The following is a 13261-nucleotide window of genomic DNA, read 5'->3' as shown; positions in this document are numbered from 1 at the left end:
GCCCCGCATGCGAGGCCGAAGTGCGATACTTGGAGCATCAGCTTAGCCTGCTGCGAAAGGCTGGAAAGGTCGCAACGGTTGTGGGCGTGGCCGTGGGAACGACGATGGTTGCGGGGTGTAAATCGGCCAATGCAAATGCTACTTCTACAACACCACAACGCATAGCCCAATGCAGTAACTTGAAGACAGACAATAATATATCCTCAGCACCCGATACATTACGCACAGACACGGGGAGTACTAAAAGAGAGTATATATTTGGTGATCTTCCCAAAGGGTGGGATTCGACCCATGAGACCAATACAACTGCTAAGCCTTCCTCACGTGATAAGATTGCGCCAGCTAAGCTAAAGAAGAAAAACAACGCCCAGACAACACCCCAAAAGAATAAGAAGAAAGGGCGCAAAAGGCGTTAAGGGAGAGGCCAAGTTGTTACAGAGAAACAACCAAACACAATAAAAACAAATGCGTATGAAGTCGAACGGAAAGAACATTTGCGCGGCCTTAAAGCAGGTGAGAAAGCGCGTGGCCGACACCAACGGCATTGTATATGCCCCCAAAGAATGCCACTTTGAGGGCGACTGCAACGGCACTTGCCCAGCATGCGAGGCCGAAGTGCGATACTTGGAACACCAACTTAGCCTGCTGCGAAAGGCAGGAAAGGCTGCAACGGTTATGGGCGTGGCCGTGGGAATGACGATGGTTGCGGGATGTAAGACAAGCAATGGGAACGCTACTTCTACCTCTCCGCAAGGCCCAGGCCAAACAAACCGCGTGGAAACTGGCAGTAATACGAGTCCCACACCCACGGCATCGCGCACGGATACTTCGTTGATTAAGGACACAAGACATTCTGGAGAAGACCCCATACCGATGGGAGAAATTATCGAGGACGACTCTGTGGGCTCGCCGAAAGTTGATCCTTGTGACCCTTTCCCGCTGGGTAAGATTGGGCCAGCCAAGCCAAAGAAGAAAAATAAAGCCGAGAAAACGCCCCAAAACAATAAGAAGAAAGGGCGCAAAAGGCGGTAAGGGAGAGTCTAAGTTGTTACAGAGAAGTGACCAGACACGATTAAAAACAGACGCGTATGAAGTCGAACGGAAAGAACATTTGCCATGCGTTGAAAACGATACGCAAGCAAGTGGCCGATGCCAACGGCATCCACTACACCCCTGCACCTTGCCGTTTCGATGGCGATTGCAGCGGCACTTGCCCGGCGTGCGAGGCCGAAGTGCAGTATATAGAAAGCCAATTGGGCAGACTACGCTTGGCAGGTAAGGCTGTTAAGGTGGCAGGTTTGGCTCTCGGACTGACGATGGTTGCTGGTTGCAACTCCTCTCCGGGCACGCCGCTTTCCGCAACGGATAAGCCGACAGCAGCCAACGAAACCTCACCAACAAGCCAACCCTGCCCGCAGCCGCAAGCCAACGCCCCCGTATTGGCCACCGACGAAGGGGCAAAACTCCACGCAAGGCACCATTATTTGCGTGGAAACAACGGGCGTGTGGTGAAGAAAGGCACGGCACAAGTAGACACAACGGCCGTGTATATGCCCGATTCTAGCGGATACGCACTGCCCGAAGTGTCGGTAACTTCAACTCCTGCGAAGAAGATTGCCTGCTATGCAGGCGGCATACCCTATTACCAACGCATTGCTCGTAACCGCAACCATGTTTATCTAAATCCCGAAATCAGCCCCCGATACAAGAAAGGCGACGAGGCCATGCGGCAGTTTATTGAAGACCATATACGCATTACGCCCACCATGTCTGCCGCTTGTGGGCAGTTCTTAGTTAAGGTGGCGTGTGTGGTTGAGCGCAATGGCAGACTCTCGGCCATGCGTGTTATCCAGTCGGCAGACTCTCTTTACGATGCCGAAGCCATACGTGTGTTGAAGGAGATGCCTCGTTGGAGGCCCGCGCGAATGGAAGGTAAGCGTGTTCGTTCGCTTGTGGTGATAGACGTTCCCTTTGTGTTAAAGTAGGCAGGTGGCAGTTTTGCAGATCATTAGGTGTAGCGCATAACATCAACGTTTTCGTTAAGCCAAATGAACAATGTCGAGCTTGCTCGAACATTGTCATGGCGAGAATTGGAAATCGCCAACACGGAGCTTTGGGCGAAGTGGAAAGGCAAAACGCACTTTTCGAAGAACGAGAAAAGAGGCAAGAACTTAAACATATACTTCACATGAAACCAAACGGAAAAAGCATTTGCGCAGCCTTAAAGCAGGTGAGAAAGCGCGTGGCCGACACCAACGGCATTGTGTACGCCCCGAAAGAATGCCACTTTGAGGGCAATTGCAATGGCACTTGCCCCGCATGCGAGGCCGAAGTGCGCTACTTGGAACATCAACTTAACCTGTTGCGAAAGGCAGGAAAGGCAGTAACGGTTATGGGTGTGGCCTTGGGAATGGCCTTTACAACGGGGTGTAAACAAGGCAACAGCCCGAAGGCTCTGCAAGAAACGCAGGACAGTGTGCAGGCAAGCGAATGCCAAGACACAAAAGAATTTTTACCAGAAGAAATAAGAAACCGTTCAGAAACAGATTCAGTGTCCGAAGATTCGACTGGGGAGATTATTCGCACCGGCGAACTGGGATGATCAGGAACAAAAAAAGGAAAGGAGGAAAAGAATACAAAAGGTGCGGATGGTCACGAAATTTGTTCCGCCGAGTAATAAGTAGCAGCCTGTTTGGCCATTTGCCCCACACATCGAAGTTGTCTTCACTTTTAATATTTCTGTAATTTGAGAGGAGTTTGTTGTCTTTGCGGTGCCCACACAAGTAAACACTCCTCTCAATACAAAGTGCAGTACAAATCAACTCACTGGCTTATAAACACACGCCCCCGACAAACTCCCGACTGCATAAATCCACAAGCCCACAAGCCCACAAACCCATCAACTCACAAACTTACAAGCTCACCAACTCGTCAATTTACAAACTCACCAACTTATCAACTTGCAAGCTTACAAACTCGCAAACTCACCAACTTACAAACTTACCAAACCACCAACTTAAAAAAAAACTTAAATTTTATTTTACAATATCGCTCTTATTTTCACGCCGTTCTAGCGAAAAAATAGGTTAAAAGGTAGGTAAATAACTACTATTTTTAGCCTTTCACGTCTTTCGCTTTGTCTGTTTTGGGGAAGAAAACCTGCATTTTGCACCATTTTGCCTTTCTAGATTGGTTGCCAACCCGTATTTTTTCAACCCCGAATTGCCCACTTTTAGCTCCTAAAACCCACTTTTTAACGGCTATTTTGCCCTTTTTGGCCATGTGTTTCATGGTTCTAAAAGGTTTTGTTTATACACTTTCAGTGGATATTTATGCCTTTTTGTGTCGCATCAAGCAGCATTTTGGCTTGCGTTTAGCACCAAAACGCACTGCATTTAGCGGCATATTGCACTGCGTTTAGCACCAAAACGCACGGCATTTAGCACCAAAACGCACTGCGTTTTGCTGCAAATTGCACTGCATTTTGCTGCAAATAGCCCAAAAGCTGGTGCAAATGCCAGTCCGTTGGAATATAAATTCATTTTGTTGCATTCGCGTGCTACCCCCTTTTTGCATCGAAACAAACCTTCGCGAGAATCGAATATTTGCGGCCGAGTGAGCGATTGGTGAACAAAAAGGGCACTCATAATGTTAAAATTCTTACTGAAAACTAGACAAACACGATTGTGGCGCACACACGCGCGTGGGCAACGGCACAGAAAACACGTACGCTTACTACTGCCTGCGCGAGCGTTTGCAGGCCATGCTGCTCACGGACAACGGAAACAACATCATGGAAATGCAGAAACAATCTGCTACTGATAGTCGTTTTTGAGCTTGTAGAGAATGTGTTGAATAACTTCCGTCAGATTGTTTTTTGATACACAACCACGTTTCGATACAGACCAATGGGGCAGAAATTCGGATTTTATCGTGTCTTTGTCCAGTACTTTGCACATGGGCAGCGTGTTTGTCTTGGTTTTACTGCACAAGGACAATAAACTCAGCTCAATTTATAGAAATATTAAAAGTCAAGACGAGTTTATCGTGCGCATTCTTCGTTTTTTTATCGTAACTTTGCAGATGTTGAGGCATGCAAAATCGTTCGCCCAAAGGCAATACGTTGCAAAGGCTGATGTTCGGCCATGCCCATACACATCTTTAATATAAGGAAACAACACAAGGAAAAATGAAAATAGCACTTATCGTGGCAATGGATAAGGAGTTTGTTCAGCTCCGTTCGTTGCTCGAAAACGAAAAGGTAGAAACGCATCGCAACCTTACTTTCGTTACGGGGAACATCGGAACGAACGAACTTGTTTTGCTGCAATGCGGCATCGGAAAGGTGAACAGCACCATCGGAGCCGTGGAAACCATTACCCGTTACACGCCCCAATTGGTGATTTCTACGGGCGTGGCAGGCGGTGCCGACGTGGAAATGAACCCCTTAGAAGTGGTGGTAGGCACGCATTATGCCTATCACGACCTGTATTGCGGCACCGATGTGGCCTACGGACAGCTGCCTGGCTTGCCCCCATGCTTTGATGCCGCAACAGATATGGTTAGTCGCGCGCTTTCGCTCAAAGGCGAAACGCCCATTCATGGCGGACTTATTGTTAGCGGAGATTGGTTTGTTGACAGTAAGGAAAAGATGCGTAGCATACTCGAACACTTTCCCAAAGCTAAGGCGGTTGACATGGAAAGCTGCTCGATTGCCCACACCTGTTACCGCTATCAAACGCCGTTCGTTAGTTTCCGCATCATCAGCGACGTACCGCTAAAAGACGAAAAGGCGGCACAGTATTTCGACTTTTGGGAACGAATGGCAAATGGTTCGTTCGCTGTGGTTAGCCAATTCGTGAAGAGCCTTTAGCCCCTTGCCGTGCCTTTACAGGCTAAGTGCGAGCAGCTTGACAACAAAACAACTTTACACCATATTATAAAGGGCAACCCAGCGGTTGCCCAACATCACCCTTTAAACAACAAAACAAAATGGATAAGATACCTAGTTTTACCATCGACCACAACAAACTGAAACGTGGCATATATGTAAGCCGTAAAGACAACGTTGGAAACGATGTTGTTACCACCTTCGACGTCCGCATGAAAGAACCCAACCGCGAACCCATTTTGGAGCAGGGTGCCATCCATACGATGGAGCATTTGGCCGCCACCTTTCTGCGTAACGACCCCGAATGGAAAGACCGCGTGGTGTATTGGGGGCCTATGGGATGCCTTACGGGCAACTATCTGCTGATGAAAGGCGACTTGAAGTCGGCCGACATTGTTGACTTGATGCGCCGCACGTTTGAGTTTGTGGCTAATTTTGAGGGCGAAGTGCCCGGAGCTGCCGCCAAAGACTGCGGCAACTACCTGCTACACGACCTGCCTGCGGCTCGTTGCGAGGCGCGCAAGTTTGTGGACGAAGTGTTGAACAACATGAAAGAAGAAAACTTGATTTACCCAAAATAGACGCAATATGACCGATGAAGAGCACCCCATTTCAGGCGGGCAAGAAGGCAAGCAGCCTGTAGCTTTGCCCGTAGAGCCGCCTAAACACATGCCATACGTTAAGCCCATGCTGTATGTTAAGCAAACGGCAGGTAGCATCGACTTCTCGTTTAAGAACTATAAAACGCAATATCCCGCTGCCATTCCCTTGCTTGTGTGTTTCGTTTATTTCGTGGTAATGGTCTTAGGTGGTGTTAATCCGTTTTTCACCACAGCCCAAGAGTGCTTGGAGTGGGGTGGGGGACAACGCGAAAGCATATATGTTGACGGCGAATGGTGGCGGCTTGTCACCAATGTTTTCGCCCATGCCGATGCGATACACCTCATGAGTAACGCTGCATCGTATGTATATGGAGCGATGTTCTTGTTAGAGATCATGTCGCCCAGAAAGGTGGTAGCGGTGTTTATTACTTGTGGCGTGGTGGGCAGTTTGGTCTGTTCGGTCACCAATAGTTATGTTTTCCTTGGCGCATCGGGTGGCGTTTTGGGCTTTTATGGTGCGTTTATTGGTTACGCTTTGCTAGACACCAGCGTGTTTCAACGCCACAAGACTGCCTTCTATATCGCCTTGGGACTGGTTGCCCTAAGCATATTGAGCAGTTTTAGGGTGGGCATAAGCCTTACCATACATGCTGTTGGCCTGCTCACCGGCTTTCTTATCGGCTGCGCCCTCCCTTTGTGGAAAGAGCGGAATGCAGATTAAAGACTAAAACCAATGTGGAGAATGGCATTTTAGAAAAAGGCTGAGAGCTTGGGTTCTGGCTGTTGGTTGGGCTCGAAGTAAATCTCGCATTCGCCATTTACCATAAAAAACTCCCCGAAACGTGTGGTGAACCACAGTTGCGGGGAGTAAGTTTTCGCAAGCGAAGGCAACGTTGTTGCCTGGCGTCTTAGCGACGCAGACCAAGAGCCTTGATGATGGCGCGATAGCGTTCGATGTCGCGGTCGTACAGATAGTCGAGCAAACGACGACGCTTACCTACCAACATGGTCAATGATCTTTCCGTGTTATAATCTTTACGGTTCTTTTTCAAGTGTTCCGTCAAATGGGAAATACGGTAGGAGAACAATGCTATCTGACTCTCAGCAGAACCAGTATCAGAGTTAGACTTCCCGTATTGTCCAAAGATCTCTTGTTTTTTTGCTTGATCTAAATACATAGAACTTTTGTTTATAAAATGGTTTTGTGCATAAATGCGGGTGCAAAGGTAATACTTTTTATTGGTTCAACCATCCTCTTTACCAACCTTTTATCGCGCAATGTGATGATTTTTAACAAATAGGGGTGTCCTCTTTCTCGCCTTTTCCGCTTCTTTCCTTAGTTTTATTCCTCGTTCACGTCGTTTCTCCGCGCCGTTTTATCCCCCTTGTCCACGGGTTCTGCATGTCTCGTTGCTTACTCCTTGGGTATCGTCCTTTTGCTTGCTGCGCGCAAAAAGTTTCTCTGTTTCTCGTCTTTTTATTACCTTTGCACCGTTTTTAATAACAACTTATTTTATGTACAAATCATTATTCAACAAGCGTGCGAGCCTGCGTTTCACGTATTTCTCTCGTAAGGGATATGCGCTTTTCTCGTGTTTGGGAAAAGAAGTTATCGTGGGCACGCTGAGCGTTGCAACCTTGGCGCATGCCAAGGCAGAAGGCGTGAGCACCCGCACCCCGTTGGCAGCAGACACCCTTACGCATAAGGAGCTGAAACTAGACGAGGTTGTGGTCACTGGTTCGCGTGCGCCGCTCACCGCCTTACAGGCGGCTAAGGTTGTTGCCGTTATCACCAGCGACGATATTCAGCGGGCTGCGGCAACCAGTGTTAACGACGTTTTAAAGTTAGTCTCGGGCGTGGATGTCCGTCAACGCGGAGGCTTTGGTGTACAGACGGACATCTCTATCAACGGCGGAACGTTCGACCAGATTACCATTCTGTTGAATGGCGTGAACATTAGCAACCCCCAAACTGGGCATAACGCCGCAGATTTTCCCGTTTCTCTTTCTGATATCGACCGCATCGAGGTGCTCGAAGGGGCATCGGCACGTGTCTTTGGCGCGTCGGCTTTTAGCGGTGCCATCAACATCGTGACCAAAACCGAGGCCCAAAGCGGCGTCAGGCTGTCGGCCGATGGCGGTTCGTTTGGCACATTTGGTGGCAGTGCGGCCCTTAGTTTGGTGTCGAAGGCCGTGAACCAGCAGCTTAGCGGTGGTTATTCGCAGTCGGATGGCGGAACAATCAACACTTATTTTCGTAAACGACAGGGTTATTACCAAGGCAATTTCGCGGCAAACGCGGTTGACTTGTTTTGGCAAGCCGGCCTTATCTCTAAGGATTACGGCGCAGGAACATTCTATGGCATAGCCAGCGACAACCAATACGAGGCCACGCGGAGGTTCATAGCCTCGGCGGGTAGCAACATCCGACCCGTGGCCAACAACGTGCTGACCATCTCGCCAACCATCTATTGGCAGCGAAATTGGGACCATTACCAATGGAAACGCGGCATGACGGGTGCCGCAAAAGGCGAGAACTACCACCGAACAGACGTGTTTGGCGGGTCGTTAAACACGGTGGTAAACTGGCTGCTGGGCAAAACGGCCCTTGGGGCAGACCTTCGTAAGGAGGTGATTTACAGCACGGCGTACGGCGAAACCTTGCCTGCCGACCAATGGAAAAGCATACATGGCAGCGACCGAATGTACGAAAGACGGGGCGAAAGAACCAACACGAGCCTGTTTTTAGAACACAACGTGGTGCTGGAACACTTTACGCTCTCGGCCGGTTTGCTGGCTAACCACAACACGTGGCTATCTGGCGGTTTGCGGTTTTACCCAGGTGTAGACATCTCTTGGCGGCCAAACGTGCAATGGAAGGTGTATGCCTCGTGGAACAAGGCCTTGCGCCTGCCAACTTATACCGACCTCTACATCAGCAACCGCGCACAGGTGGGCGACATGAACCTTAACCCCGAACGCGTGAACACCTACAAGCTGGGGGCGCGTTATCGCACAACGGCACTCGAAACGCAACTGAACGCCTTTTATAGCAATGGGCGCGACATGATTGACTGGGTGTTCGAGACGGCTGCATCAACCCGTTATCATGCCCTGAACATTGGCAAACTGGACAACATGGGGGCATCGGTAGACCTCGCTTTCATGCCAAAAGAGCTGTGGGTGGGCAGTCCCTTCACGGCCGTTAAGTTGGGTTATGCCTACATTCACCAACAGCACGAAACCACGCAACCCATACATAAGTCGCTCTATGCCTTGGAATACCTGCGCCATAAGTTTACGGCATCGGTAGACCATCACATCGTTTCGCGCCTCTCGGCGCACTGGGCGATGCGCTGGCAGCAACGAATGAACGGCTACCACCCCTATACCAAGGTGGACTTAAAGCTGCAATGGACGGCTCCCAACTATTCGCTTTATGTGCAGGGCGATAACCTTACGGCTCATCCTTATTACGATTTGGGCGGCGTTAAGCAGCCTGGACAATGGGTGATGGCTGGCGGAAGCGTTAAGCTGAATTGGTAATGCCCGATAGATAAAGCCTCTCTATGCTTTTGGGAGGTACAGTATAGTGTTTTGGCGGCAAACTTCTTGCAAAGAGAAGTTTGCCGCTATTTTGTGTGTTTGCAATATCGGGCTTGCGTCGTTGTTGTGCAAGTGTTATTTAACGCTATTTGTTTAGCGAGATGTTTGATAAGTGTTACCTTTGCATGTAATTAACAACAAACAATTATGGAGTATAAAAAACTAGGAGCAACAGACCTCCGCTTGTCGGTTATCACCTACGGTTCGTTTGCTATTGGGGGCACAATGTGGGGTGGAAATGAAGAGGCTGATTCGATAGCGGCTGTTCGCGCATCTATCGATAATGGCATAACGAGCATCGATACCGCACCTTTCTATGGGTTCGGGCTGAGCGAGGAGATGATTGGGAAGGCCATTAAGGGCTACGATCGTTCGCGCTTGCAGCTGCTAACAAAGTTCGGATTGGTGTGGGATGATAGTAACGCAGGTCGTGGCGAACGTACTAGCGATGCGCTGAAAGATGGTAAAACCGTTAGTGTTTACAAATATGCGAGTAGGGAAAACATACTTAAAGAGGTGGAAGAGAGCCTTAAACGATTGGATACCGACTATATCGACTTGCTGCAACTGCATTGGCCAGACAGCACAACGCCCATCAGTGAGACAATGGAAACACTGGACTTGCTGGTGAAACAGGGAAAAATAAGGGCTGCTGCGGTGTGTAATTACAGCGTTGAACAGTTGGAAGAGGCTGCCAAAAGTATTCAGTTGGCAAGTAACCAGGTGCCTTACAGCATGCTGAACCGCCGAATTGAGGCACAACTTGTGCCTTATGCACTGAAAAATAATTTGGGAATAATAGCTTATAGTCCGATGGCGCGTGGCTTACTTACTGGAAAATACTTCGAAGGAAGCCGCTTGAAGGCAGACGACCATCGTAATGAATATTTCTCGCGATTTAACTTAGAACGTGTTGAAGCGATGCTTAACCATCTTAAACCGCTTGCAGAAGAGAAACAGGCGACGTTGGCTCAACTTGTTCTGAGGTGGACTACGCTGCAAAAGGGCATTAGCGTGGTGCTTGCTGGAGCGCGAAACGCCACACAAGCCATTAGCAATGCTGCTGCAATGAGTTTCTCGCTTTCTAACGAAGAACTGCTGTTTATCAACCGCGAGGTAGACGCTTGTACAGCCCCATAATGTATTTGGCAAGAGTTTTGGTTTGCTTGGGTGTTGCCTAAAAGCTGCTTTTAGCTGGTAACTGATGGGGCGGGCTGGCTGAAAACTTGCAGCTTACACCAGGAAACCTTATTAAAACGGGTGCTAGCGCATGTGCGTTTAAAGCAAAATCGGGATTGCCCGATGCCCCAAGTGGAGTGTTCGGACAATCCTGATGACGTGTGTTACAAAACTTATTACTGGTTTACCACCACCTGCGCATCTCTGTATGCCTTGTCTACAACGAGCAACATGATGGGGCGGATGTAGAAATCGCGCTTTTCGCCCACCTTTACCTTGTAGTTGAGGTTGATAACCGAGGCGTTGCCGCTTAGAGATACGGCGGTGATGTCGGTTTCGCAGTCGGTTTCGGGCAGAACGATGGGCAGTACAAACTCGTTGGCGAAGTCTACGCGAGTGGGTTCGCCGCCTTTTCCCATGAATGCAGCCAAGCCGAAAAACTTGTCGAAGTCTTTGTCGTTGGTTATTTTTTGCCCCACAGCTAGTTCTTGCCCTTGGTTCAGAAAGAAATTCCGTGCCTCGTGATAGCTGATTTGCTCAATGTCGTTGTTGGTTTGTTTGCTGGCAGTGCAGGCTGTTGTTAGACTAATCATACATAGAACTGCGAGGGCGGCGCATAGTATGCTTTTCGTTTGCTTTTTCATTGTGGTAAAGTGATTTGTTTCGTAAGTTGACGTAGCCAGGGTAGGCATTCTGCTCAACTTTCGGCCATTCTCTATATGGGCAAGTGGAGAAGTGAGGGCATAAAAAAAGTCTAAAGTGACATGATTAGATGCACGCCTTAGACCCTTTTTCCTATTCCTTCATGAAGTCTTGCCCCTATTTGTTGTGCCTTACGCTAAGGGCAAGTTCCTGTTGTTGTGAAAAATCCCCACGTATATTTGTTACGTGTACCATATAGAAGAATCTACTGTTTGACCGTAAAGTTCTTCTTCATTGTAAACATTGTCGAGCTCATAGTCTTCCTGACCATAACTCTTTCTTTTAAGTTTCATGGTTTAACCTCCCTTGGGGCCCGTGGTCTCTGATAGACCCCTGTTAGTTGGTGATAGATGAAGAGACCGTCATCTGGTTGTTATAGATAGTAGAGTAACAATTAATGAAAACTATACTGAAATGCTGTATTAGTGACATTGCTCTGCAAAGATACACAATTATCTGTTAAGTTGTTACTTTTATAGTTCCTTTTTTCTGTGATTTAGCACTTTTTTAATTATTAAGCTGATGTATTTTCACTTTGTTGATTTATTTTTTAGTATATTTTAGTAGTTTTCTTTTAACGTTAAGTCGCGATAATTTACATTCTGTTAAGTTTTCGTATGCCAATTGTGCGCCTTTTGTTTACAACCTGAAAGTGCTAAATCGGTGTAGGGTGACAATGTGTGTTGGCGGATGTTTTGGATTAAACGATTTGCAAGGGCGATGTTTTTCGCACCATTTTATGGCGTGCGAAGAATGCTTTTCAATACTTTATCCTTAACTTTGTGGGGCAAACAACAAATAAAATCATGATGAAATCATTGCAGAACCGAACAACCATACGCCGATATAAGGCCGACGACGTGAGCGAACAGTTGCTCAACGGCTTGCTGGAACAGGCCGCACGTACACAAACAATGGGTAACTTGCAGTTGTACAGCGTGGTGGTTACGCGCGATGCGAGCCAAAAACGCCGACTTGCACCTGCCCATTTCAATCAGCCAATGACCACGCAAGCCCCTGTAGTGCTCACCATTTGTGCTGATTTCAGGCGTACCACGCTTTGGGCCGAACAGCGAAAGGCGCATCCTGGCTACGACAACTTCCTTTCGTTTATGAATGCAGCCACAGATGCCTTGCTCTTTACGCAGACTTTTTGCTGCTTGGCCGAAGAAGAGGGGCTGGGTTATTGTTTTCTTGGCACAACCATTTATAACGCCCAGCAGATTATAGACGTGCTGCAACTGCCGCCCTTGGTGGTGCCTGTGGCCACGCTTACCCTGGGTTGGCCCGACGAACAGCCCGCATTGAGCGACCGACTTCCGCTTTCTGCCTTTGTTCACGATGAGGTTTATCGCGACTATACGCCCACGAAGATAGACGACTTTTATGCGGAAAAAGAAGATTTAGCCGTTAACAAGGCCTTTGTTGCCGAGAACAAGAAGGAGACTTTGGCGCAGGTTTACACCGATGTTCGCTATACCAAGGTGGCCAACGAAACCATGTCGGAGGCACTTTTAAAGGTGCTGAGGCAACAAGGCTTTGTGTGATAGGCTTTGGCTTGCTGCACGAAAGAACATTGTATGCTACGCGCACGCGCGCACACGCGCGTGTATATATAAGGTGTGGGCGTATGGGCGAAGGGATGTTTGCGCACCGTTCCATCCTGCGTTAACGAGACAAGGCTTGGTGTGGGCCTATGGGCGAAGGGATGTTTGCACACCAGTTGCGTTTGGCCAGACATAAAATGAAAACGGCTAATACAATCGTTAGGAAACAAATTTACATTCTTTCTGTCTGCTTGTCCGTGGTGGAGAAGGAATGGCTATCCGCATGTTCGAAGTTGTCTGCTATGGTTGGTGTGGCTTGTCTGTTGCTTTTGTCAATTAAGAAAGTCAAACAGAATTGGATTAAGTCAGTCGCTGTTGCATCGTTAGCAAATGGAAGTACCCCCTTTCCCCCTGTGTGGGGGGTGTTGATGACAGGCTATGCACGTTTTGTCTTCTTCTAACGGCAATTTCCCAAAGGCAATTCTGTTTGACCATAACTTTGTAGATTTTCTTTCGTTTTATCTTGCATTTTATGAAAAATAAACGTACCTTTGCCAAAGGATACCATAACAAAAACACAAATGCGAGGTTGACATGTGGGGTGCGTGCCGTGTTAAGGGGCAGATAGTGCACTGTTGCCATGTTACGCAAAGCCGTGGAAAAGATGAATATCTGTTTTAGAAACCAAGAAGAACGTTTGCGTTAAGCCAAATGAACAACGTCGAGCTTGCTCG

The 13261-nt window shown here is 48.2% G+C and carries 13 protein-coding genes; 11 read left to right on the top strand and 2 right to left on the bottom strand.

The genetic code is table 11. The annotated features are described in order from the left end of the window. The 8 genes from HMPREF2955_RS13660 to HMPREF2955_RS13620 form a co-directional block, all read left to right on the top strand. Positions 1–416, top strand: a 416-nt coding sequence (locus tag HMPREF2955_RS13660) for a hypothetical protein (RefSeq protein WP_070723966.1), incomplete at its 5' end; no start/stop codon positions are given. A gap of 55 nt (positions 417–471) precedes the next feature. Further along, positions 472–1032: a hypothetical protein gene (locus HMPREF2955_RS13655; protein ID WP_070723976.1), complete on the top strand. Its 561-nt coding sequence runs from the start codon at positions 472–474 to the stop codon at positions 1030–1032. A gap of 56 nt (positions 1033–1088) precedes the next feature. Then, complete coding sequence (locus tag HMPREF2955_RS13650; RefSeq protein ID WP_070723965.1) at positions 1089–1985, top strand: energy transducer TonB; 897 nt, start codon at positions 1089–1091, stop codon at positions 1983–1985. Between the two features lie 203 nt (positions 1986–2188). Further along, positions 2189–2602: a membrane receptor RagA gene (locus HMPREF2955_RS13645; RefSeq protein WP_246830164.1), complete on the top strand. Its 414-nt coding sequence runs from the start codon at positions 2189–2191 to the stop codon at positions 2600–2602. Between the two features lie 1101 nt (positions 2603–3703). Then, positions 3704–3835, top strand: coding sequence for a hypothetical protein (locus HMPREF2955_RS17090; RefSeq protein ID WP_256374708.1), 132 nt, complete (start codon positions 3704–3706; stop codon positions 3833–3835). A 354-nt stretch (positions 3836–4189) separates the two neighbouring features. Beyond that, positions 4190–4873, top strand: coding sequence for a 5'-methylthioadenosine/adenosylhomocysteine nucleosidase (locus HMPREF2955_RS13630; protein ID WP_070723962.1), 684 nt, complete (start codon positions 4190–4192; stop codon positions 4871–4873). A 119-nt stretch (positions 4874–4992) separates the two neighbouring features. After that, entirely contained in the window at positions 4993–5472 is a 480-nt protein-coding gene (locus tag HMPREF2955_RS13625; protein ID WP_070723961.1) for an S-ribosylhomocysteine lyase, read from the top strand. A 7-nt stretch (positions 5473–5479) separates the two neighbouring features. Beyond that, positions 5480–6214 (top strand): rhomboid family intramembrane serine protease, encoded by a 735-nt coding sequence (locus HMPREF2955_RS13620; protein ID WP_070723960.1) that lies wholly within the window; start codon positions 5480–5482, stop codon positions 6212–6214. A gap of 187 nt (positions 6215–6401) precedes the next feature. Here the strand turns inward: HMPREF2955_RS13620 and rpsO are convergent, their stop codons facing one another. After that, the gene (gene rpsO / locus HMPREF2955_RS13615; protein WP_009162388.1) at positions 6402–6671 is read right to left on the bottom strand and encodes a 30S ribosomal protein S15; all 270 of its coding nucleotides are present in this window, start codon (positions 6669–6671) and stop codon (positions 6402–6404) included. A gap of 337 nt (positions 6672–7008) precedes the next feature. On the opposite strand from rpsO, the gene HMPREF2955_RS13610 reads away from it, so the two are divergent. Then, entirely contained in the window at positions 7009–9039 is a 2031-nt protein-coding gene (locus tag HMPREF2955_RS13610; RefSeq protein ID WP_070723959.1) for a TonB-dependent receptor plug domain-containing protein, read from the top strand. Between the two features lie 207 nt (positions 9040–9246). Further along, positions 9247–10239 (top strand): aldo/keto reductase, encoded by a 993-nt coding sequence (locus HMPREF2955_RS13605; protein ID WP_070723958.1) that lies wholly within the window; start codon positions 9247–9249, stop codon positions 10237–10239. A gap of 215 nt (positions 10240–10454) precedes the next feature. On the opposite strand, the gene HMPREF2955_RS13600 is transcribed toward HMPREF2955_RS13605, so the two are convergent. Further along, positions 10455–10922, bottom strand: coding sequence for a hypothetical protein (locus HMPREF2955_RS13600; protein WP_070723957.1), 468 nt, complete (start codon positions 10920–10922; stop codon positions 10455–10457). An 867-nt stretch (positions 10923–11789) separates the two neighbouring features. On the opposite strand from HMPREF2955_RS13600, the gene HMPREF2955_RS13595 reads away from it, so the two are divergent. Next, positions 11790–12527: a nitroreductase family protein gene (locus HMPREF2955_RS13595; protein ID WP_070723975.1), complete on the top strand. Its 738-nt coding sequence runs from the start codon at positions 11790–11792 to the stop codon at positions 12525–12527. Positions 12528–13261: the final 734 nt, after the last annotated feature.

The sequence above is a fragment of the Prevotella sp. HMSC073D09 genome (genome assembly GCF_001814145.1).
GTDB lineage: Bacteria > Bacteroidota > Bacteroidia > Bacteroidales > Bacteroidaceae > Prevotella > Prevotella conceptionensis.
The sequence above is the reverse complement of the archived record's forward strand: the minus strand, read 5'-3'. Positions and strand labels throughout refer to the sequence as shown.